Raw genomic sequence first — 21944 nt, 5'->3', positions numbered from 1 at the left:
TCCCCCTGTCAGAGAGATGGCCTGGGGGGTGTTGCCACCCGCCGTGGTTGGGTGCCTGCGACCTCTTACAGGGACATGCACCGACAGGGGGCTGGTTCGTAAAGTGGTTGAGGCGTTGGTGCCCTCGAGTAGCTGCCGAAGGAGTTTGCGACTAGAGAGGACCAACTGAATGGGTGAGAGCCCTACGCCCGCTCCCGGAGTGTTCGTCGGTATAGACATCGCCAAGGGCAACCATTACGCCTGTGCGGTGTCGGCCAGCGGTAAGGCGCTGTTCGCCCGAGCGGTTCCCAACGACGAATCAGCGATCCGGCGGATGATCGACGACGCTGGGGACCACGGCCGCCCGGCGTTGGTGGTTGATATGACCTCGTCGGCGGCTGTGCTGGCGCTCACCGTCGCCGCAGAGATGACGATTCCGGTGGCCTATGTCACCGGCCTGGCGATGCGCCGAGCTGCCGACCTCTACGCAGGTGCGGCCAAGACCGACCCCAAGGACGCCCAGGTGCTGGCCGACTACGCCTGGCGTAACGCGGATCGTCTGAGTTGGACGACTGTCACCGATGAGCTGTTGGCCCGTCTGCGGATCCTCAACGGTCGGGACACAGACCTGGCCTCCGACGCGACAAGAACCGTAAACCGCCTGAGAGACGCCCTATTAGCCGTGTCCCCGGCTCTGGAGCGTGCCGTGGGAGAAAGGCTGATGTCGACACCTGGTCTCAGAGCCGCGCTGGTGAAATACCCCACCCCCACAGCGCTGCGAACGGCCGGCAAAGCCCGGGTGCGGACGCTGATCTCCAAGCGCTCCAAGCGCACCGCCAACACACTCACCGACCAGATCTGGGCTGCGCTCAGCTCCCAGACCGTCACGGTGCCAGCCGAGGCAACCTGGGGCGAGACAATCGGCGACTTGGCCGCCGACCTGGACCGGATCATCGACCGCCGCCAACGCCTCGAAGCTGACATCGAGCAGGCGTTCTTGGAGCATCCGCTGGGAAAAGTCCTTAACAGCATGTGCGGGTTCGGACCCAGAACCGGAGCGAGAACCCTCGCTGAGATCGGCGACCCGCACCGGTTCGCCAACCCCGCCCGGCTAGCCGCCTACGCCGGGCTAGCCCCCGTGGACCGACAATCAGGCCGCAGCCACCGAACAGGACGATCACGAGGCGGAAACCACCGACTCAAGAACGCCATGTTCATCGCCGCGTTCGTCGCCACCCGACACGACCCCGACGCCCGCGCCTACTACCTACGCAAACGCGCCCACGGCAAAGACCACAACGCCGCTGTCATCTGCGTCGCCCGCCGACGCACCAACATCATCCTGGCCATGCTCAAGACCCAAACGCCCTACCAACCCCGCCAACCCGAGAAACTGCCCGAAGCGGCTTGACAACAAGACAGGGACACCCCCCCTCAATGCCCCCTAGCTACCCTCCCGCTACCCCGTCCACCCCTTTACCTTGTTGAGTAGCTCTGATGTGTGAGTATCGGGGCTGGTTGCTCGCCGCGGCGGGCAGGGCTTTGTCCCCCTGTCAGAGAGATGGCCTGGGGGGTGTTGCCACCCGCCGTGGTTGGGTGCCTGCGACCTCTTACAGGGACATGCACCGACAGGGGGCTGGTTCGTAAAGTGGTTGAGGCGTTGGTGCCCTCGAGTAGCTGCCGAAAGGAGTTTGCGACTAGAGAGGACCAGCTGATGGGTGAGAGGCCTACGCCGGCTCCCGGAGTGTTCGTCGGTATAGACATCGCCAAGGGCAAGCATTACGCCTGTGCGGTGTCGGCCAGCGGTGAGGCGCTGTTCGCCCGAGCGGTTCCCAACGACGAATCAGCGATCCGGCGGATGATCGACGACGCTGGGGACCACGGCCGCACGGCGTTGGTGGTTGATATGACCTCGTCGGCGGCTGTGCTGGCGCTCACCGTCGCCGCAGAGATGGCGATTCCGGTGGCTTATGTCACCGGCCTAGCGATGCGCCGAGCTGCCGACCTCTACGCAGGTGCGGCCAAGACCGACCCCAAGGACGCGCAGGTGTTGGCCGACTTCGCCTGGCGTAACGCCGATCGGCTGACCTGGACCACTATCACCGATGAGTTGTTGGCCCGTCTGCGGATCCTCAACGGTCGGGACACAGACCTGGCCGCCGACGCTACTCGGGCCGCGAACCGCCTGAGAGACGCCCTATTAGCCGTGTCCCCGGCTCTGGAACGCGCCGTGGGAGAAAGGCTGATGTCGACACCTGGTCTCAGAGCCGCGCTGGTGAAATACCCCACCCCCACAGCGCTGCGAACCGCCGGCAAAGCCCGGGTGCGGACGCTGATATCCAAGCGATCCAAGCGCACCGCCAACACACTCACCAACGAGATCTGGGCTGCGCTCAGCTCCCAGACCGTCACGGTGCCAGCCGAGGCAACCTGGGGCGAGACAATCGGCGACTTGGCCGCCGACCTGGACCGGATCATCGACCGCCGACAACGCCTCGAAGCTGACATCGAGCAGGCGTTCTTGGAGCATCCGCTGGGAAAAGTCCTTAACAGCATGTGCGGGTTCGGGCCCAGAACCGGAGCTCGAACCCTGGCTGAGATCGGCGACCCGCACCGGTTCGCCAACCCCGGCCGGCTAGCCGCCTACGCCGGCCTAGCCCCCGTGGACCGACAATCAGGCCGCAGCCACCGAACAGGACGATCACGAGGCGGAAACCACCGACTCAAAAACGCCATGTTCATCGCCGCGTTCGTTGCTACCCAACACGACCCCGACGCCCGCGCCTACTACCTACGCAAACGCGCCCACGGCAAAGACCACAACGCCGCGGTCATCTGCGTCGCCCGCCGACGCACCAACATCATCCTGGCCATGCTCAAGACCCAAACGCCCTACCAACCCCGCCAACCCGAGAAACTGCCCGAAGCGGCTTGACAACAAGACAGGGACACCCCCCTCGACGATTCACCGCGACACCCCTGGTAGACGGCTCTACGCGCCCTCCGGAGCCCGTCCATGCCCGCTGCTCGGCCTCCGCCCGGGCCGGACCCACCAACCTGCTTCCCACCCTCACGGCCAGCCTCAGCCGCTGGCAAACCCCCTACTGGCTGACGGGACAGACGTTCCCTCGGTCCGGGGGCCGCTGCCGGACATATGTCCCGCCGCCCTATGTCGCTGCCGGCCCACCCACACTCGTGGGAGTGCCTCTACCGCTGGCAGTGGGCCAGCGGCCCGTGCAACACCCACAAAACCCCAGGTCAGGAGGATGCGCGACCGGATGCGCGACCGGTCGCGGTTGAACGCGACCGGTACCGGTCGGACAGGCCCGGTACCTGGGCGACCACCACGCCCGCCCTCGATGGTCATGGGACATATATCCCCAAGGCTGGGGGCTGGGGCGGGCACATGTCCCACCGCCACACCGTGACCCCCGCGCCGCCGGGCCCACAGCTGGTCCACTCAGGCTGCGACGGTGGGCTGACCTCGCTGCGGCACCGCCAAGGGAGAGGCTGTGGGGATGCGCGACCGCGGTTGGGTGGAAGCGCGACCGGTCGCGGTTGAGCGCGACCGGAGAGGGGTGGATACGCGACCGGGTTTCGGGGGTCGGGTGGCACAGTGGTGTCGAGGCAAGGGACCCGCAGGGAGAAAGGAAAGACCAGCATGAGTTCGACAGCGGCGTCGCTCGTTCGGGAAGTGACCGACATCGTCTCCTTGATCGGGGAGGTCACCGAGGTCACCCGTTCGGGCGGCGACGCTGCGATGGCTCTCTGCCCCTTCCACCCTGACAAGGACACGCCTTCGCTGAGTATCAGCGGCGACAAGGGTGTGTACAACTGCTTCGGCTGCGGCGCTCGGGGCGACGCCCTGACTTTCGTCCAGCAGCATCAGGGTGTCAGCTTCACTGAGGCGCTGTCGATCCTGGCCACGCGGGAGGGCATCGACCTGGGCCCTCAGACCGCCCGCCAGTCCCGGGCGGCACGCCTTGAGAGTGTCCGGTGGCAGGCAGCCGAGTTCTACCACGCCCTGCTCCGCGTCGATCACGGGGCTGCGGCGACGCGGGGCTACCTCCGCCGCACACACGGTTTCGGCTCGGCTGACGTGACGGGCTTCACCGTAGGCTGGGCCCCGCCCGACCCCTCCGCTGTGACCGGCGCACTCCGGGATGCTGGCGTGTCCGGATCGGACATCGCCGCTTCGGGGGTGGCCGAGTTGGGTATGGGCCGGGGCGGCCGGGTGGTGTACCCGGTGGTGACCGGTCCGAAGCGAGTGGTTGGCTTCGCCTCCGAGGACTCGTCCGGGCGGACGTTCCCCCCGTCCCGTGGATCCCGGCTGCTGTTCGGCATGGGCCAGGCCCGGTCAGCCATCGCCCGGGAGGGCACGGCTGTTGTGGTGCCGGACGTTGCGGCGGTGATCGCCTGGCACAGGGTCGGTGTGACGAATACGGTGGCACCGGGCGGGCCCCGCCTGGACACCGACCAGCTGGCGACGCTAGCCCGGTTCGCCTCGAGGGCGGTGGTCGTCTCCCCTGACCCCGACACCACGCTCGGGCTCCTCGCCGACACGCCCACTGTTCGGGGCATCGACGTCTACATCGCCGAAGCCCACCACGTCGCCGGTCGCAGCCTCAGCCAGGACGAGGCGCTAGCAGCTGCCCGAGCTGCTGTGCCGATCCCCGAGGCCCGGCTCAATGTGGCACTGTCCGGCTACCGGACTGCCGCCAACCCCACGGCCCGCAGGTCGCTGTTGGCCAACGCCCGGCGGGTGATCGAGGACGAGGCAGACGAGCACACACGGTGGGAGCTCGCTGCAGTCGCTGCCGGCATCACCGGAATGCCCGTGGAGCGTGTGATGGGGTCGGCGACGCTGCTTACCCCCGAGGAGACTCGCCGGCCGCCCGCCCGGGCGGCGCTGGCGCTGTGACACCGGGCCATGTACCTCTCCGTACAGCCACTCGGAGATGACCGCAGCGATTGGGGCGAGATCCCGTGGGGCTGGGACGTGAGGCTCCGTGGCCGCCAGGGAGTGGAGAAGCACAGCTCCGGGGCTTTCGGCCACGTTGGGGAAGCGACCGATTTCGCCCGGTTGGCGTCAGCGCTGATCGCCTGCCACGGGCCGCTCCAGGTCCACTTCGATGACGCTCAGCCGACCGCCGAGAATGGGACCACGACCGTGGTGGGCAGGGTCCCGGCAGACGACTTCCCCGGCTGGCGTATCACGGCCACCCGGCCGGGTGGGTCACCGGTTGCCCACTCGAGGCCGATGTCCGAGGTCGGGGCGTACAACGCCCTCCGCTTCCTCGAGGCCTCCGCTGAGAGCGCCAACGGGCGGCGCCTCCCTTTGCGTATCACGTCCAGCTGCTGGTGCGGGCCGGGTGACTCGTGTCGGCACTACAACGTGGCTCCGTTCGGTCGTGGGGGTCAGGTTCTGCTTGAGCGGTACCTGTCCGTTGAACCTGACTACGAAGCCTCCGCCTGGTGGCATGTGGTCGCCCGCGAGGACGACGAAGCACCCGAACTGGTCCGCTCGCTGCGGGTTCCGTCCCGGGCGGATGCCAGTGCCTTGGCGGCGTTCGTAGCTTCGGTTACTGCCCACCCCGGCGCTGTGCTGTACCACACGCCGGCGGAGCCCCACCCGATCTTCGACCCCGATGACAACCCGGACGACTTCGTGCTCGTGGACGTGGGCCAAGTCGATCAGGGTTGGCAGCTCCGAGCGACCACACCGGACGGGCCGCTTGCGGACGGCCCCACCTTCCCTTCGCTTACTTCGGCACGTCAGGCGGCCGTCTTCGTAGAAAGCGCCGTCATGTGCTTCCCCATAGTCGGCGAGAGGCGCCCTCTCACACCACGCGTCGAGCTCCACCAGTACTGCGCCTGCTGGGCCGAGCGGCGGGTCTGCCGCCACTACGGCAACCTTCCCGAACTGCCGATCGATCCATCCCCCGCCCCGCCAGGGCGGGCGGTCACCGTGGGCATCTACGTACGCCCCTACCACCGCGACAACCACGGGTGGGAAGTCGTCACCACCGAACCCGACGGGTCCCCGTGGCAGACGACAGGCCCATACCAGACGGCCTACGAAGCCGAGCAGGCCCGCGACTTCATGGCGCTGGTCGTCAACGCCCACCCACAACTGCACATCCTGGGCTGGGACCCGCAGTGGCAGGGAAGCGCCGACGACAGCTACACCCAGCCGCCGAGGGACCAGGCCCCCACGGTGGGTATCACCGCCGAGGCGGTGGCCGGCCCCTGGTATGTCCAGTGCCGCACCCCCGACGGAACAGTGGACGCCGCTTCGCCGCCGTACCCGACGTACCGGGCAGCCGACGAGGCCCTGGACCAGATCGGGACGCTCGTCACGGCCAAGGCCGGCTGCGTAATCGACCGGGAACTGGAGCGCATAGCGGCCGCCCGCTGCCCGTGTTCCTCCGCTGGGTGGCGGTGCGACCACATCGAGGACCAGCGCACGGTCCAACCCGCCACGCCTGATCGGGGCGGTCTGAGCCTCTGACCCCGCTCGGGGCGCGCCAGCGCGTCAGACCACCTAAGGGGAGAGCGCCGGCACCAACTGTGCGAACCCCGTCGGCCCCGCAGACCATCTCTGGGGAACGAACGGAGGCAGCGGCGTAGCCTAGCCGGTGGGTCTACCCGCCGACCAGCCGCCGCACCGCCGCGGCGTATCTCTGAGGGATGCGCAGGCCGTTCTCCCACCGGCTCCACTCCGGACGGGCCACCCCGACCGCGGCAGCCGCGGCCTCCTGGGTGAGGCCGGCGGCGTAACGGCGGCTCCGGAGGGACCACCCGTCCACGAGAGACAACGCCTCGACCCCCACAGCGGCCGCGAGGGCCGGCACCTGCCGGGCGTGGGGGGTGCTGACCCCGGTTTCCCAGTCGTAGACCCGCTGGCGGTGGACACCGAGCTGCTCCGCTACCGCCGCCCGACTTAACCCGGAGGCGAGGCGGGCGGCGGTCAGGCTCTCGGGAGCGAAGGGCGATTGCTGAGGTGGCATGGTCTGGGTCTACGCTACCGCCGCCGCTTTCTCCGGATCGTCCTCGTCCGGGAGTTCGGGCAAGGCCTCGGCCACTTCGTAGACCGGGCGCATCGTCCGCTTGTTGTGGTAGGAGCCCTTCTCGGTCTGGATCAGCCACCACCGGAGCACAGCCCGTGCCAGATCGCCCAGCTGGGCGCTGTCGATGACCTGCGCTGGGTACATCCACGACTCGTCCGGGTCCACGACACCCTCGCCGACCGGCAGCAGCGGGTCGTCCGTGCGTACCCTCCGGAGCACGTCGCGAGCTTCCCGCCGGAGCACCGCGGCGATCGCTACCTCGTCGGGGAGTGTCCTCAACTGGGCGGTCAGTCGTCGGAGCTGCGCTGCCTCCGCCGCCCGCCGTTCCTTCTGCCTCGCCTCGTGCTCGGCGTCGCGTTCCTCCCGCTTGCGGCGCTCCTCGTCGGTCTCCGGACGGGCCGACCGGACCTTCAACTCCGAGTCACCGTCAGCGTCATGGCGAGAGCGGTCGGTGCATGCCGCGTCCTCTCCGATCGTGGTGCGTCCGTAGTCGTTGTAGTGGAGGATGACCACATGGCACGGCTCGGCTGAATGGTCACCGTCCAGGCGCATCGAGGACAGGAGCCGGTCGTATTTTTCGTGGGCGTGGTACCGCCGGTCCGCCAAGACCACCTTGACGCCACCCCGCTCCAGCTTGCGGCGGCGGTGCTCCCTACGCTCGGCGGTCTCGATCTCCAGCAGCCGGGTGGCGGCATACTCGGGGGCGGTGTCGGCCGCGGCGGAGACGACCTCGGCGTCCACGCCCTTGGCTACGAGCCGTGACAGGGTGTAGGCATGCTCTACGGTCACCGTCCCCTCGGCCACCATCTCCTGGACCTCGTCGGGCAGGGTGAGTATCCGCAGCCGGCGGGACACATGGCCCCGCGAGCGGCGCACCCGCCGCGCTACCTCCGCCTGCGACCACCCCGCGTCCACGAGACTGCGATACCCGCCGGCCTCCTCCACCGGGTCCAAGTCGAGACGTTGGAGGTTCTCGACCAAGGTGGCCAGCAGCCGCTCATCGGCGCCCTCGGCTGTGTGCACCAGCGCCGGTACCGTCTCCAACCCGGCCTCCTCGGCCGCCGCGGTCCGGCGGTGACCAGCCACCAGGCGCCACCCGCTACTGGAGGCCTTCGGGGTGACCGTCACCGGGGTCAGAACCCCGAAGTCTCGGATCGACTCCACCAAGTCGCTCAGGTCCCCCAGCGACCGGCGCACGTTGTGTCTCCGGTCCAGGTCGGCTATCCGGATGTGCCGCAGATCAGCCTCTGTCATGACCACCCTCTCCATCGGTGTCCTAATGGTGTAGAACATACACCGGACGTGTGACACGTTTAGTGTTTCAGCCGGAAACACGGCGGTGGAATGGCTGGGAGAGTCGGCCGCCTCCGGATGTCAGTTGGAAGGAGAAACGTTGCAGTCTGTGGCCAGCGCAGCGAGGGTGTCGAACTCGGCTTGGTCGGCCGTCAGGTTCCACGCCGCTTTGACCTCGATCCAGACCGCCGCGTAGGTGCACCACACAGCCTGGTGCGGCGGTAGCCAGTCGGTCGGGTCGGAGGCCCCCTTAGCGGTGTTGGAGCGGCCGCTGACCGCCACCAACCCGGCCGGGTCGTTGGCGAAGGCCTCCCTCTGCTCGGCATCCCACAGCCGAGCACCCGATTCCCACGCCTCGGCCAGAGGCACCAGATGGTCGATGTGCAAGTCGGCGGGGTCGGTCGTCCACCAATCGTCGTAGGCCGACCACCACTCCCCCGCAACTACCCGGCACACCCGCTCAGGATGCATGGTCGGCAGCGTGGCCGAGTCGCGGATCAGCACCTCTTGGCGGGTGTCGCAGCCGTCCCCGTCGAGGTCGAGCCAGTGGGGAAACAGGTCCCGGTCATAACCTCCCCACACCTCGGGTGCCACGGTCAACCGGGTCGGGTCCACCAGCAACACCGTGAGTGGCGGCTGGGGGGTGGTCGTCGTTGCGGCGGCAGTGGAGGAGGGGGCAGGCGGCCGGTCGGTGGTGGAAGTGGCAGGCGCTTCAGGGGTTAGAGTCATCACGGGAAGCGACTCAGCCGCGGTGTCCGGGGAGCCGCAGGCCGCCAGCAGCAGAGCCACGGCAGCTAGGCGGCGGAGCATCAGGAGGTGTCAGGTAGAGAACGGGCAGCTGTTAGGTGCCGGCCCACCCCTCGGCGGCTGATATCGAGAGCTTCGGCTATCGCCGTGACCGGCACCTTGTCGTCTTCGACGGCGGCGCGGAGGGCAAGACGGAACGCGGTGGTGGCCTCACGCTGTTCGTGGAGCCGGTTCGCCCGGTCTGCCCAGAGGCCCATTAGGTCCGTGAGCACGAGGTTGTGAGGGTCGTCGAGCACGATGTCGTAAGCGTCGTCCGATGGGTCCATGAAAGCCCCGCAGCAGATAGGACATATGTCCCGGTGATCCTACCCCCGATCCCAAGGGCGGGCCAGCGGCCGGGTAAGCGATCACATCCCCGCTGGGCTGCCCCCACGCATCGGACACCTCGGCCACCCAGCCCCGCACCACCTCGACGTCTACGCCAGCCAACTCGGCCACCCCCGAGTAGGAGTGCCCGGACCGAACACACTGCCAAGCAGCAGTCTTCACCTGACGCTCCGCGTCGGCCATCGCCCTGCTCACCACCTCGACCTGCCGCCGCGCTGCCTGAAGCCGCTCCGCCTGCTCCTGCTGATCCCGAGGCGAGCGGTCACCGGGTAACCCCAGCTGTTTGGGTGACGCGAACAACTTACGGATCCGCAGGGGCGCCCTCCACATACGCCACAGCCACTCAGGCACCGGCTCGTTCCCTCCTGGTCGTATCGGGCGTCAGCGTAACCGGTAGGGCGCAATGCCACGGGTAAGGTGTAGGGGTATGCCTGGTTCCCCCCGCTCGACCGGTGCTATCTACGCCCTGGCCGACGACCCCGACTACATGGTGTTCGACGCTGACCTCCTCGACTCCGCTGCGTCGGCGCAGGCCACCGGGACGGGCTGGGCGGAGTACATGCCCGTTGCCGTGGTCGCTCTAGAGGCGGATGTAACAGCTCTCCGGAGGCGGGTGATGGCGATCACTGAAATGCCCCAGAGGGCTGTCGCTATATTCTCGCTACCGACACCGGCGAATGGACAGCCCAGCAGGTGTACTTCGGGGACGCCGGTGAGGGGGTGCGGGTCACAGTCGTGTGGGCCGGGCGGCACAAGGCACCGGGCTGACTCCACTTGGGCAGGGACGGCACCAAGGACCCTCAGCCGGGTGAGACACCCGAGCAGTACACCCGCCGCTTCGCTCGGGAGTCATGGCACAGCAACCCGCTGCCTACGCTGGACGCGGTAGCGGCGGCCCGCAGTGAGGGAGCCACCCTCGGTGTTGCTGGCCGATGTCTGGGACCAGACATGCACGGGCGCTGCTAAGGAGTACCGAACGGAGATCCTCGACAACGTAAAGGCTTTCAGGGCTGACCCTTCGTCGCCGCTAGCGGATACCGCGAACTGCCGACTTGTCCAAGTGTCGGAGGTCTACCGGTGGCTGCTCGTTCTCTCAGCCACCGATTACCGCATGTGGCTGGTCGGGGTTCCGCTGATCCGCCCGACGCCGGGCCTAGCTTTCCACAAAGACTCGTTAGAGGCAGGCTACGGGTTGAGGACGCCGCTTACGAGTGTCTGTCTGAATGCAGCTGGCAGGTTCCCCGTGTGTGAACGTGACCACCTAAAGATGATCTACGGAAACCGCCCGTACATCAGGAGAAGATACCTGTTCCGCACCATAGATGGCCCAGGTTGGCGCCGCGCCGACCTCCTCGACTGGGTTGGTGCGTCGCTGCGTCCGCGTTCGCTGTGGCGTCGCTGCTGCTACCCCTCGTCATCGTGACCCGGTGGCCGACAGTCGCCGCCGGTCTGATCCTGCTGAGCCCTGTCTCAGCCGGCGGGGCGTGGTGGCTCTTACATTGTTCAGAGGAACGGGTGGTAACACGGAAAGACGAATTGTTGGTGATCGCAGCTAACGCCTCGGCGCAATCCTGTCTGGCAGCGCTGGCCGTAGGCGCTGCCACGGCGGTGTTTGGGTCTGTTGCCGTATCCGCAGCGATCAGTACCACCGCCGACGCGGCGGGGCGCGCTATGAGTACAGTGACCGTGATCGCTGCCGCGGTGACGGTCGCCGTGGTCGGAGTCAGCCTGGCAGACCGGCGCCAACAGCAGGAGTCACCCCGAGACAACGGCCCGCCCCGCCCGGAACCCGGGTTTCTGTTGCTTCTTGAGGCAGCCCTCCTGGTAATAGGACTTGTGGCGTTGGCGAAGATGTTGGCCCTGCGCGAATACGTGGGTGCGGGGGCCTGAAATCCTTGGTTTGGGGGTGAGGCCTCGCTGAAATCGGTGAAGTACCAGTTCGCCGATGCCAGGAGGCCTCGATGTCTGATGTTATGTCCGTTCGCTTGTGGTTGGGTGGTGTTCGGGTGCTGGGTGTGGCGGTCGATACGGTTGACCGCCTGGAGGTGGAGGTGGAGTCGTCTCGGGAGTGGTCGCGGTGCCCGTATTGCGGGTTCCGCTGCCGTCGGGTGTGGGATCGGCGGGTCAAGCGGGTCCGCGACCTTGGGGTGTCGGGCCGGCGGACGACGCTGGTGTGGCGGCGTCGGCGGTTCGTGTGCGGCAACTGTGGGGAGCGGCACCTCGAGGAGCATGACCAGTTTCAGGGGAGTCTCACCCGGCGGCTTTCTCGCCGGCTGGTGGAGGACGCCCGGGCGATGTCGATTAGGGCGGTGGCTCGCCGTCATGGGGTGGGTTGGCATCGAATCATGGCGTTGGTGAGAGCCCATTCGGCTCGGGTCGCGAAGCGGCGTCGGGTCCGGCCGTGTCGGGTGTTGTTGGTGGACGAGACGTCGATTCGGCGTCGTCACCGGTATGTGACCGTGGTTGCGTGTGGGGACACCAAACAGGTGTTGGCGATGATCCCAGGACGCACGAAAGGGTCTCTGAGCAGGTTCTTTAGGGAACAGGGGCCGGACTGGTGCCAGGGGGTGGAGATCGTCGTCACAGACGGTTCACGGTCTTACCAAGCTGCGATTAGCCAATACCTGCCCGACGCCCGCCACGTCCTGGATCGCTTCCATGTGGTTCGCTGGTTCACCGAAGGCTTGACTCTGGTAAGACGAGAACTCCAACGCCGCGACCCCGACCAGACACCCCCAGCATTCGAGCCGGACCTGTTCCGAGCGCGCTTCACCCTGCTGCGGAGAGAAGACCATCTCACCGACGCCCACCGCAAGCATCTGGAGACACTGTTCGAGGCTTACCCTCGGCTCAAGACGGCGTGGGATGCTCTCCAAGAGCTCTACAGCATCTACGAAGCCGACGACCTCCAAGGAGCCAACCAGGCGCTCGCCCGGTTCGCTGACCTCTACGACAGCGGCCAGATCCCCGAATACCACGACGTTGTGGACACGATCATTTCCTGGGGAGAAGAAATCTTGGCCTACCACAGCGCCCGACGGGTCACCAACGGACCCATCGAAGGGATCAACAACCTCCTACAAGTCCTACGACGCGTCGCTCACGGGTTCACGAACCCCGACAACTACGCAGCCCGCGGCATCCTCGTAAGATGACCCCCACACCGGCTACAGCACCCAAAACCCACGAAATCGCGCAGCCTCAAGATGTTCCAACCGCGCCCCACGTCGCTGCAGTAGCAGGCACCTCAGCAATACTCGGAGCGGCGGCCCTCTCGATCGGCATGGTGCGGGCGCTGGCGACTGCAAATACAGCCGCCGCGGCAGCGAAGACGAGGGCTAGTGAGCGGGAAGCCGCTAAGCAGAAGGGGCGAGCACCTTCTTGTACTTCTTGAAGCATACGCGACAGGCTGGTTTGGCTAGTGTCGTTTTGCTCTCATCGCCACAGAAGTAGCAGTATTTCTCGACATAGCTGGTGTTCTTATACCGGTGCCAGATCCTGTAACAACGTTTGCAATACGGTCTGGTCGGGTCAGAAGGGATCTCCCCCAGACACCGGATACAGAATCCCCCCTCCGGGGGTTGCCGATATCGGCGTGGTTTCGGCTGGGTCGCAGCCGCCGTAGGGCGTCTCTGGACCGTTGCTTAGAAGCGACCTTCGCTACGGTCACGCGGTCTTCGTTGCTTACGCGGTCTTCGTTGCTTACCCGCACGATTCTCATGGACTCTCGGTATACCTGCTTGTACAGCTCGGGATCCTCAGATCGGACAATGAGCACACCCATCTCATGATTGTTGACCTCCGAGAACTCGTACAGGTTCATAGAGGTCAGCAAGGCCTCGTGCTCGTTCAGGTAGCACTTGGCGTGGAGGTTCTTACAGAAACTGATCCTGAGCGATCTCCGCGACTCGAGCCAGTTTTCTTCGTCCGGCTGTAGTTCGTTCTTCCCGTAGACCACCCGGACATCTAACTTCAAACGGTCCTTGTCCTCGAGTAGTTCTTTGATCCGGTCGTTGATCTGCAGAAACGGACTGATAATCACCAACCGTTCCTCGGCGTTCTTGATGAGTTCTTCGAGCCGGTAGGAAACACCTGTTGTAGTTAGGAAGCGCGCCACAAGGCCCTCCAGAGAAATACGGCATAGCGGTGGGTGCCCTTATGACCGAGCGAGTGTGCCCAATGCTCGACCTCGGGGTGGGCTCTCACGCGTTTCAGCGTTTCGGACGGCCACCCGTCGTCACCGAACAGCCCCCACCCGGCCCGGCAAAGCATACCAGCATCACTCCGACCACTGCTGCGATCATCCGCCAGGGGAGGAGCGGGGTCAGGGGGGTGACCGGAACCTCAGAGAACCAGGTAGGCATCGCCGCCCATAGTGCTGGGACTACGTGGGTTGCCTCCCAGGCTCCGAGTGCGACCGCCGCTGGACCTAGTGTCCGGAGTGCCCACAACGGTCATAGCGAGACCGGCGGGGCGGATCCGCCGTTCCCGTGAGTAGGCATGGTCCCATGTGGTGCCAGCGGGGACCTGCACAGGCGGGTGGTGGTCGCAGGGCCCGTCCGGGTCGCAGATCCTCGTCACGGTCGGGGACTTCCTGTTGTAGGCCGTTCGTTCCGCCCGTTATGGACGGTTCCGGGGGCGCATTGTAGCCCGTAGTGGTGGTCGAACCCCCGAACGTTGTTACAGATCCAGGCCCGGGCCGATACTGGGTCGCCGGTCGGGGAGCTCCCGAGAGGGGCGGTCAGCGATGTAGTCGTCCCACGACTGCTCGATGATGTAACGGGCTGCGGCTGGTATGTGAGCCGTCGGGTACGCGTGTTCGACCAAGTCGTACAACTCGTCGCGGGTTTCCGGCTGGACCGCATCGAGGAGCACGGGTAGGTCCTGGAGGTCCACGTTACGGCCCGTGAGTAGCTTCATCGCCAGCACGTAGTGAGGGCTTGCCCCGTACACCCGCAGGTTCGAGCCTGCGTAGATCTCCGTGGGTTCCCCAGGCGTAGGGCCGGTAGGGGCCTTGACACGGGCGGCGGCGTTCATCCAGTCGTCCTCAAGGCCCGCGTCACGTCCGACCGCTGCCGCCACGTCCCAGAACACCGCCGGGATGCCCTCGGCCACAACATCGACATCGTAGGTAGTCCGCCGCCGGTTCCACTGCAGGGCCACGGCTGCGCCGCCCACGACCACGAGCTCGACGTGATTGCGAATGCTGACGTCGTCCAGCTTTGTATCTAGAGCCTGGAACAGTTCCCCGATCCGCCGTGCGTTGAGCAGGGTCGGGTCGGTGCTCAGTCCCAGGGCAGCCACCAGTCAGGCGTGCCCTTGTCGAGCGTACGCGGGTGAAACCAGACCCGGTGGTGACCGCAGACGGTGGGGGAGCGCGTCCGTTCCCACCGGGAGTAGGGGCCGTCGAACGCGTAGCCGAACAGCATCACGTCGGCCGGTGACCGGTGACCCGCGACCCAACCGGGCACCGGCACGCCGTCGCGGTCGGCCAGAGCGTGGACGACCACGGCGATCGCCGGTAGCAGATTCGGATCGTCGCCCGCGTAGACCGGGGCCTCCGCAACGAGGGCCGGCTTGTCCGGAGCCACGTTCCAATCCCAAATGAACTGCAGCAGAGGGGCCCGGTAGGGGCTCATGTCAACACTGGGAGGGACCGACATGAGCCGGGGAAGATCCGCTGCGGTAAACAACTGCCGCCGCGGCCGTTGGGCAGTCTGTGCTGTACTTGTTCGACGTGCCACAACCTCACCTGCGCTGCCAAGGAGCAACACCTAAGCCTAGTGGGGGTAGCAGTTCCCGTTGGCAGCGTGGACATCCGTACGAGCGGGCCCGGACCTCCGGGCCTAGACCCTGTAGGGGCTGCCTGTCAGTGCGTGACCTGCCTCCAATGGGCATTGGCGGCCCGTCGCAGCGGGGTGGGGGTCACCCAGCTTGCTTCGCCCTCGTCGAGGTCCGTAGCCGCATAGTGGGGTACGCCAAGGTTCCCGCCACCTGAGCGACCCACCCAGGCCAATGGCAGAACGTCCCGACCAGTCTCCGGGTCGAAGACCCGACGATACGGGCACCCCGACGGTGGATGCTCCGAATCGTCCTCCCCTCCGACCGGCTGCCCGCCGCTCCGCCGCGACTGCCTAGATGGCTAGCCGTTCAAGGCGCCGCATCTGTCGCGTCCACCTGCCGCCTACGGACTGCCCTGACACGACAACAGCGACCTTTGACCACTGCCCATCTCTAACCAGTTTCCGGCCGCAGCCTACCTCTCCTACCGGCCGACATACGGGATTGTCGGCCCGGGCAACCGAACCCTCCAACCGACCCCCTCTCGCCTGACCGGAGGTTATGTTGCACCCTTGGGGGCTAGGCGTTCTGGAACCCCCGCCTGTGGTCTCTTCCTCACGGACGTTGAGATGAACCACTGGCGACGCTTACCCGACTCCCCGAGAAACGGTACAGTCCGCTCCGGGAGACCGTGACGATCATGGCGGTCAGCCTCGCCGTCAACTCGGTGCCCTCGCGGTTTCGCCGCCCTTCGGGGGTTGTTGCCAGCGATTACCCCGGACGTGGGGGCGATGGTCCGCGGCCCCGGAGCTTACTTCCAGAGCAACCATGCAGAGGGCACGCTCTGGGCTGTTCTGCTACTCCTCACAGCTGCTTGCCTTGCATCAGTGGTCGCTGTTCCCCCAGAATGGAGCGGCACGTTAGCCTCCAAAGTCCCCAGATGGCCCGGTCCCACAGTCGCGACGTTCATAGGCACCAGGCGGTTACAAGGCCCCATCGAACCAGTGTCAGGGTGGGGATTCGCTTTCAAGTGTGTAGGGCATTCGGGTCTTCGTCGGTCTTGACGGGACGTATCTCTACGGCCCGCTGCAATCCTTCAGCCCCGACCTCGATGAGAACGACGAGAGGAGTATCGCCATAGGTCGTCCTGCCAAGATTCGCCCGGCCCAAGCCGACGCTGACGTTATGGACTGGGATGTAGACCGGGTACTCGTCTCTGTCAGCGACATCAGGACGATCTCCGTCCGCTATGTAGCAGTCCACCCAGAGGAGGGGGCAGGGGGAGTTAGCTCGACTGCTGGCAGTCGATATCGAGAAGCTCTCGAAGCGGTGTCCCCCGCGGTGTCCCCCGCTGTCGGACTGTGTCGGTACGCGCTGGCATTCCAGGCTGTGTGGGCGTGGCCGCGGAGCCGGTCAGGTGCGCCCAGTCGCCGATCGAGTGGAGGAGGGATTCAGGCTCAATGGGCCAGTTTCTCGCCGCCGGTAACCCAGCGTGGTGCCTCACCGCTGCGACGTGCTGCCAATGGGCACTGGAGGAGGTGTCGATGCCCGGCCGGTTGCTACCCGGAGCGGAGCACGGACGTGAGGGGTCTAGGAGCAGCCGTTTGAGTAGGCGGGTACAATCGGTGAGATGAGCACTCTCACTGCCGATTTGCGCCCTGATCTGGTGGACTGGCCTGACACTCGGCCGGTTAGGGGCGCGCTCGTCCCGGTGGTGAACACCCTCCGGGAGCAGGGCCGGGTGCTTGCCACCTTGGACGACTTGGCCGAGTTGCTCCCCGGTCGCCCACCGCAGAGAACCGCCCGGGCGCTGCAGGAAGCGGGGTGGCTGTTCCCGATGCGGACCCGCGGTGTGTGGGGTTTCTCCGGAGTCCCGCTTGGCGCAGCACGGGCGCCGGGATATCTTGAGCTTCACGCCAGGATGCGGGTACGGCCCGACACCCCGGCGTGCATCGCCGGCAAGACCGTGGCCATGCTCCACTACTGGCTGTGGCGGCCCGTCGGGTCGGCCATTGGTATGCCCCCCGGGGCTAGGGTCCCCAGCTGTCTAGACGGTCTCATCGTTCACCGCTGGGAACCACGGATCGGTCTGGACCGGTTCTGCCGGCTGCCGATGTGGAAACCTGAGACGCTGCTCTGCTATATGGCGGCTCGGCCCTCCCGCATCTCCTGGGAGGACGTGTCTGAGTGGCTGTGGGCGCTTTGCGAGCACCTCGACCTCGATCTGTTGGTGGCCGAGTTGGAGGGGATGCATCGTGCGGTGTGGATGAAGGTTGGCTACCTCGCCGATGTGGGTGAGCGTCCGGATCTCGGCGAGGCACTCACCGCGGCAGCGCCGGCAGGGGGCCGGGGACCTTATGTGCTGGGATGGCGTGAGCGCCGCTGGCCGTACTCGACATGGGAAAGCCCCGTGCGGGTACCAAAGTACGAGATCGTCGACTACCTCCTCCCGGTGCGGTGGTGCCCGAAGGTGGGTTTCGAGCCGTTCGATCCCCCCAAGACGTGGGAGCGGATCTGACCGACCTGCCCTCGGCGATCCGGAGGGCGTACCCTGCCGCTACCCGGCGTGGGTCGATTGTTGAGCGGGCGGCAGTGCTGGACGTTGCGTTCGATCACCTCCTCTACGGACTCCACGAGCGGGGCGTCTACGAGGTGTCCGACCTGACGTTCAAGGGGGGCACAGCGCTGCGGAAGTACCGCCTCGGACACCGGAGCCGGTTCTCCTTCGACCTCGACTTCGACGCCGAGGAAGGCGCCGACGAGTTGGCAGCCGACGAGATCGACGGGATGGCATTCCCCCACTTCGAGTTCACCGTGCACGAAAGGCGGGGACACTACTCGGCCCATGTGGCCACGGACCTGCTCTCCGGTGGCGGGGCGCTCCGAGCGAAGATCGACTTCTCCACACGAGGCCTATGGCTTCCTCCTGACCACCTCCCCCTGGTTCACACCCCGGTTCACGCCGCTTACCCTTTCGACGCCGGGTTTGCAGTGCCAGTGATACGTGTGGACGAGAATGTGGCGGAGAAGCTCGGACGATGGCAGGGGGACCCGCTCGTACGCGACCTCTACGACCTGGCCGCTCTCAGCACCAGCGTCGATGACCCGCAGTTCGTCACCCGGATGTGGGTGCTGAAATCCCACGCGGGGATGACCAGCGGCAGCCGCCGCGGCGGCGGACCAGCTGCCCTGATCGACGAACTGACCGCCGACAAGCGTTCCATCCCGTTCGCGCTCCATGATCTGGTGTTGCCCACCGACCCGCCCGATCCCGCCAAACAGGCCCTCGTAGAGGCGGACCTAGCCAAGGTGGACCAGCTCTGCCGCCCGTCGCCGACCATATGACCCCCGCCCTGGACCGCTACGCCGGCGACAGGGGGGCACTCAGCTGGGAAGTACACCGGGAGATAACCGCTATCAAGGCCAGCTACAGGGACGACAGGTCACACGGACGGGACCAGGGCGGGTACCCCTCCCTCGGGTGGTAACCCCTGCCAGCCTACGGCGCTGCGCACCGCCTAGTTGTGTCGACTAACACCGCGGCTACTGCCGCTAATGGGCATTGGAAGTGAGGTTGACCCGGTTTGGTGGACTGATGCCACCATAAGCCGTTGTATGAACTCCGGACAAAGGATCGTCCTGAATGCGAATACTGAGTAGGTTTCTGTGTCTGGTCTTGCTGGTGGCGGCCTGTGGCGGTGAGTCGGACGCCGGCCCGGTGGCTCCGTTGACGACACTCGCGCCGGCGCCGGTGGCGTCCTCCGAGGAGGCCTCCGGGCAGGTCACGGAGTTTGTGGCGGGACCTTTGGGTGCTGTGGAGGTTGCTCCCGGTGAGGAGATCCAGATCCGGTCGTTGAATGCGATTACCGGGGATGTGGCGTTCCAAGGTATTCCCGGTCAGCGTGGTGTCGAGTTGGCGATCGCTGATTACGGGCCTGTCGCGGGTCGTTCGGTGTCATTGGGTACGCCGCTGGATGATCTGTGCTCGCCTGATGGGGGGCAGGCGGGTGCGCAGACGATTGTGGCGGATCCGTCTGTGGTGGGTGTGATCGGGACCACGTGTTCGGCCGCGGCGGTGGCGGCTTTGCCGTTGATCTCCGATGCGGGGTCGGTGATGATCTCGCCGATCAACGCTTCTCCTGCGTTGACTTCGGATCTGGCGGGGACGCCGGGTTCGGCTTACCGGCCGGGTTATTACCGGACTGCCTTCAACGGTCTGGTTCAGGGTTGGGCGGTGGCGTCGTTCGTGCTCGAGGGACTCGGCTTTGATAGGGCGGCGGCTATCCACGACGGCGACCCGTACACGCAGGGCCTGGCGCAGGCGTTCGCGGACGCGTTCGAGGAACTGGGTGGTGAAGTCACGACGTTCACGGCGGTGAACAAGGGCGACACCGACATGATCGCGGTGCTGACCGCGGTCGCCGCCGGTGGGCCTCAGGCGCTGTTCTTCCCGATTTTCATGCCGGAGGGTGGTTATATCGTCCAGCAGGTGGGCGGTGTGGCCGGTCTCGAAGGGGTGATGTTGATCACGGCCAGCGGGTTGTTGGCGGACAACTTCATGGAGTTACCCGAGTCCGAGGGTATCTACATATCGGCGCCGGATCTGCGGTTCGGGTCGAATCGGAACAGCATCACCGGGAAGTCGGCTGATGACTTCTTGGCTGCGTATCAGGCGGCTTATGGGGAGGTGCCGTCGGCGGCGTTCTGGGCGCATGCCTATGACGCCACGACGATGCTGTTGCGGGCTATCGATCGGGTAGCGGTCGAGGTGGAGGAGACGCTCTACATAGACCGCCAGGCTCTACGGGACGAGCTCGACGCATCGAACTTCGACGGCATCATCGGGGCGATCACCTGCGACGAATACGGTGACTGCGGCTCGCAGCTGATCACGATGATTCACCACACCGACTCCCGCGATATCGAAGCAGGCAAGAACAACGTCATATTCGGCTACGCCCCCTGATTTGCCCGCTACCCGCTGCCCGTTGTTTGGGCCCGGACAACGGATGGACATCAGTGGCGCCGGGCGCCAAGGTGGCGGCCCGGCATTTAGGGGCTCTTCGCGAATGGGTGGGGAGTAGGGGATCTTCCAGGGGGGTCGGAATCCGCCAGAAGTGAGGAGGGGTCCTCCATAATCGGCTGTTGAGAAAACACATCCGAGGCAGGAGGACCCCTGTGGAAGCTGATCCTACGCGCATGTGCGAGCTGCTGGTCGGCCTTGGGGAGGTTGATCTGGTCGGGATCGGCGACGGAGGCGGGGACGAACCGTTGGAGGTAGTGATCCGCTCCCGGCGACCCCGCCCGACCTGTGATGACTGTGGCAGCCGGTTGTGGTCGAAGGGGTATCGGACGGTGGTGTTGGTGGACCTGCCGGCGTTCGGGCGGCCTGTTCGGTTGCGGTGGCGGAAACGGCGCTGGGCGTGCCCGAATCCTGGGTGCGCGGTTGGGTCGTTCGTGGAACAGGATCCGGGGATTGGTCCGGAGCGGGCATTGTTGACATCGAGGGCGGCTCGGTGGGTGACCGTCCAGGTCGGGAAGCTGGGTCGCCCGGTCGATGAGGTCGCTACAGAACTGGGTTGTGGATGGCATACGGTGAACAACGAGGTTGCCCGTTGGGGCGAAGCCCTGTTGGAGGCCGACACCTCTCGGGTCGGCCAAGTTGAGGCTGTGGGGGTGGACGAGACCCTGTTCTGGCGTCAGGGCCGCTGGCGGACCAAGGTGTGGTGCACCTCTGTGGTCGATGTCGGAGGCCGCCAGCTGATCGACATCGTGGCTGGTAGGACAGCTGAAAGCGCCGCCCGGTGGTTCCGGTCACAACCGGTGGAGTGGCGAGACGGGATCCGCTGGGCCGTGCTGGACATGTCCGGCCCGTATCGGACCGCGTATGACAGGGTGCTGCCCAACGCCGCGCAGGTCGCAGACCCGTTCCATGTGATACGGCTCGCTAACCAGCGACTCGACGAAGTACGCCGCCGAGTTCAGAACGAAACCCTCGGGCACCGAGGCCGAAAACACGACCCCCTGTATCGGATACGGCGGCTACTCACCTCCGCCTCGGAACGGATCAGCGACCGGGGCCGCATCCGGCTGCGGGGTCTCTTGGACGCCGGCGACCCCCACGGAGAAGTCCGCACAGCCTGGCACGCCAAAGAGACCGTACGGGGCATCTACCAAATCGACAGCATCCCAACCGCCCTCCGATACACCCTCCAACTCGCCGACGACCTCCAACACGAATCCTGCCCACCCGAGATCAACAAACTGGGCCGAACCATCGCCCGCTGGACCCCCCAGATCGCCAACTGGCACATATCCAAAGTGACCAACGGACCCACCGAAGCCCTCAACAACCTCATCAAACGCATCAAGCGAACAGCCTTCGGGTTCCGCAACTTCGCGAACTACCGAATCAGAGCACTCCTCTACGCCGGGAAACCCAACTGGAACCTACTCACCACCATCACTCCCCACTGAAACGCGATGAGCCCATTTAGGGTTCGCCCGTCAGCTGGTTACCGAAGCGCGCCGCGGCGGGCTGACAGATCGGGAAATTCGCCGACTCGTGGAGAAACAGCTTTGAGATGGCGGGTTTGATCGTGGCCACCTAACAGACCGCGGCGCATCAGCAGGGCGTAGTATCCGTCAGTGGCCGACCCGTGTAGGCCAAAACGTCGGCCACGGCAC

Annotated in this window: 17 protein-coding genes; 10 read left to right on the top strand and 7 right to left on the bottom strand. The window is 65.9% G+C overall.

Features of this window, described 5'->3' with window-relative positions; all coding sequences use genetic code 11:
* Nucleotides 1-169: 169 nt before the first annotated feature.
* From ACOQPD_RS07610 to ACOQPD_RS07595, 4 genes are all read left to right on the top strand, one after another.
* Nucleotides 170-1390, top strand: coding sequence for an IS110 family transposase (locus ACOQPD_RS07610; RefSeq protein WP_420614288.1), 1221 nt, complete (start codon nucleotides 170-172; stop codon nucleotides 1388-1390).
* Between the two features lie 303 nt (nucleotides 1391-1693).
* Nucleotides 1694-2914, top strand: a complete 1221-nt coding sequence (locus ACOQPD_RS07605; RefSeq protein ID WP_420614287.1) for an IS110 family transposase — start codon at nucleotides 1694-1696, stop codon at nucleotides 2912-2914.
* A gap of 726 nt (nucleotides 2915-3640) precedes the next feature.
* On the top strand, nucleotides 3641-4900 hold the full coding sequence (locus tag ACOQPD_RS07600; protein ID WP_420614286.1) for a CHC2 zinc finger domain-containing protein: 1260 nt from the start codon (nucleotides 3641-3643) through the stop codon (nucleotides 4898-4900).
* Nucleotides 4901-4909: 9 nt separating this feature from the next.
* Nucleotides 4910-6490, top strand: a complete 1581-nt coding sequence (locus ACOQPD_RS07595) for a hypothetical protein (protein ID WP_420614285.1) — start codon at nucleotides 4910-4912, stop codon at nucleotides 6488-6490.
* 133 nt (nucleotides 6491-6623) lie between these two features.
* Here the strand turns inward: ACOQPD_RS07595 and ACOQPD_RS07590 are convergent, their stop codons facing one another.
* From ACOQPD_RS07590 to ACOQPD_RS07575, 4 genes are all read right to left on the bottom strand, one after another.
* Nucleotides 6624-6989 (bottom strand): helix-turn-helix domain-containing protein, encoded by a 366-nt coding sequence (locus ACOQPD_RS07590; protein ID WP_420614284.1) that lies wholly within the window; start codon nucleotides 6987-6989, stop codon nucleotides 6624-6626.
* 9 nt (nucleotides 6990-6998) lie between these two features.
* Nucleotides 6999-8303: a ParB/RepB/Spo0J family partition protein gene (locus ACOQPD_RS07585; protein ID WP_420614283.1), complete on the bottom strand. Its 1305-nt coding sequence runs from the start codon at nucleotides 8301-8303 to the stop codon at nucleotides 6999-7001.
* A gap of 120 nt (nucleotides 8304-8423) precedes the next feature.
* Nucleotides 8424-9152 (bottom strand): HNH endonuclease family protein, encoded by a 729-nt coding sequence (locus ACOQPD_RS07580; RefSeq protein ID WP_420614282.1) that lies wholly within the window; start codon nucleotides 9150-9152, stop codon nucleotides 8424-8426.
* On the bottom strand, nucleotides 9152-9415 hold the full coding sequence (locus ACOQPD_RS07575) for a hypothetical protein (RefSeq protein ID WP_420614281.1): 264 nt from the start codon (nucleotides 9413-9415) through the stop codon (nucleotides 9152-9154). Before ACOQPD_RS07575 ends, ACOQPD_RS07580 begins: the two co-directional genes overlap by 1 nt.
* A gap of 1732 nt (nucleotides 9416-11147) precedes the next feature.
* Between ACOQPD_RS07575 and ACOQPD_RS07570 the strand changes: the two genes are divergently transcribed.
* Entirely contained in the window at nucleotides 11148-11366 is a 219-nt protein-coding gene (locus ACOQPD_RS07570; RefSeq protein WP_420614280.1) for a hypothetical protein, read from the top strand.
* A gap of 71 nt (nucleotides 11367-11437) precedes the next feature.
* Complete coding sequence (locus ACOQPD_RS07565) at nucleotides 11438-12631, top strand: ISL3 family transposase (protein WP_420611466.1); 1194 nt, start codon at nucleotides 11438-11440, stop codon at nucleotides 12629-12631.
* 263 nt (nucleotides 12632-12894) lie between these two features.
* On the opposite strand, the gene ACOQPD_RS07560 is transcribed toward ACOQPD_RS07565, so the two are convergent.
* The 3 genes from ACOQPD_RS07560 to ACOQPD_RS07550 form a co-directional block, all read right to left on the bottom strand.
* Nucleotides 12895-13593, bottom strand: coding sequence for a phospholipase D family protein (locus tag ACOQPD_RS07560; RefSeq protein ID WP_420614279.1), 699 nt, complete (start codon nucleotides 13591-13593; stop codon nucleotides 12895-12897).
* Nucleotides 13594-14156: 563 nt separating this feature from the next.
* Nucleotides 14157-14780, bottom strand: coding sequence for a DUF6036 family nucleotidyltransferase (locus tag ACOQPD_RS07555; RefSeq protein ID WP_420614278.1), 624 nt, complete (start codon nucleotides 14778-14780; stop codon nucleotides 14157-14159).
* Entirely contained in the window at nucleotides 14762-15067 is a 306-nt protein-coding gene (locus tag ACOQPD_RS07550; protein WP_420614277.1) for a hypothetical protein, read from the bottom strand. The genes ACOQPD_RS07555 and ACOQPD_RS07550 overlap by 19 nt, the downstream gene beginning before the upstream one ends.
* 1820 nt (nucleotides 15068-16887) lie before the next feature.
* Here ACOQPD_RS07550 and ACOQPD_RS07545 point away from each other — a divergent pair.
* The 4 genes from ACOQPD_RS07545 to ACOQPD_RS07530 all read left to right on the top strand — a co-directional run bounded on the left by ACOQPD_RS07545 (nucleotide 16888) and on the right by ACOQPD_RS07530 (nucleotide 21734).
* The gene (locus ACOQPD_RS07545) at nucleotides 16888-17775 is read left to right on the top strand and encodes a hypothetical protein (protein ID WP_420614276.1); all 888 of its coding nucleotides are present in this window, start codon (nucleotides 16888-16890) and stop codon (nucleotides 17773-17775) included.
* The gene (locus tag ACOQPD_RS07540) at nucleotides 17760-18602 is read left to right on the top strand and encodes a nucleotidyl transferase AbiEii/AbiGii toxin family protein (protein WP_420614275.1); all 843 of its coding nucleotides are present in this window, start codon (nucleotides 17760-17762) and stop codon (nucleotides 18600-18602) included. Before ACOQPD_RS07545 ends, ACOQPD_RS07540 begins: the two co-directional genes overlap by 16 nt.
* 298 nt (nucleotides 18603-18900) lie before the next feature.
* Nucleotides 18901-20223, top strand: a complete 1323-nt coding sequence (locus tag ACOQPD_RS07535; protein WP_420614274.1) for a branched-chain amino acid ABC transporter substrate-binding protein — start codon at nucleotides 18901-18903, stop codon at nucleotides 20221-20223.
* Nucleotides 20224-20435: 212 nt separating this feature from the next.
* Entirely contained in the window at nucleotides 20436-21734 is a 1299-nt protein-coding gene (locus ACOQPD_RS07530; protein WP_420612458.1) for an ISL3 family transposase, read from the top strand.
* Nucleotides 21735-21944: the final 210 nt, after the last annotated feature.

The organism is Candidatus Spongiisocius sp. (genome assembly GCF_965221825.1).
Taxonomy (GTDB): Bacteria; Actinomycetota; Acidimicrobiia; order Spongiisociales; family Spongiisociaceae; genus Spongiisocius.
This window is presented reverse-complemented; position numbering and strand designations above follow the sequence as displayed.

What these genes read in the sequence shown, in the direction of transcription:
- ACOQPD_RS07585 (WP_420614283.1), bottom strand. Translation starts at nt 8,303, where the DNA reads ATGACAGAGGCTGATCTGCGGCACATCCGGATAGCCGACCTGGACCGG.
- ACOQPD_RS07590 (WP_420614284.1), bottom strand. Translation starts at nt 6,989, where the DNA reads ATGCCACCTCAGCAATCGCCCTTCGCTCCCGAGAGCCTGACCGCCGCC.
- ACOQPD_RS07580 (WP_420614282.1), bottom strand. Translation starts at nt 9,152, where the DNA reads ATGCTCCGCCGCCTAGCTGCCGTGGCTCTGCTGCTGGCGGCCTGCGGC.
- ACOQPD_RS07570 (WP_420614280.1), top strand. Translation starts at nt 11,148, where the DNA reads ATGAGTACAGTGACCGTGATCGCTGCCGCGGTGACGGTCGCCGTGGTC.
- ACOQPD_RS07595 (WP_420614285.1), top strand. Translation starts at nt 4,910, where the DNA reads ATGTACCTCTCCGTACAGCCACTCGGAGATGACCGCAGCGATTGGGGC.
- ACOQPD_RS07610 (WP_420614288.1), top strand. Translation starts at nt 170, where the DNA reads ATGGGTGAGAGCCCTACGCCCGCTCCCGGAGTGTTCGTCGGTATAGAC.
- ACOQPD_RS07565 (WP_420611466.1), top strand. Translation starts at nt 11,438, where the DNA reads ATGTCTGATGTTATGTCCGTTCGCTTGTGGTTGGGTGGTGTTCGGGTG.
- ACOQPD_RS07605 (WP_420614287.1), top strand. Translation starts at nt 1,694, where the DNA reads ATGGGTGAGAGGCCTACGCCGGCTCCCGGAGTGTTCGTCGGTATAGAC.
- ACOQPD_RS07535 (WP_420614274.1), top strand. Translation starts at nt 18,901, where the DNA reads ATGCGAATACTGAGTAGGTTTCTGTGTCTGGTCTTGCTGGTGGCGGCC.
- ACOQPD_RS07575 (WP_420614281.1), bottom strand. Translation starts at nt 9,415, where the DNA reads ATGGACCCATCGGACGACGCTTACGACATCGTGCTCGACGACCCTCAC.
- ACOQPD_RS07600 (WP_420614286.1), top strand. Translation starts at nt 3,641, where the DNA reads ATGAGTTCGACAGCGGCGTCGCTCGTTCGGGAAGTGACCGACATCGTC.
- ACOQPD_RS07545 (WP_420614276.1), top strand. Translation starts at nt 16,888, where the DNA reads ATGAGCACTCTCACTGCCGATTTGCGCCCTGATCTGGTGGACTGGCCT.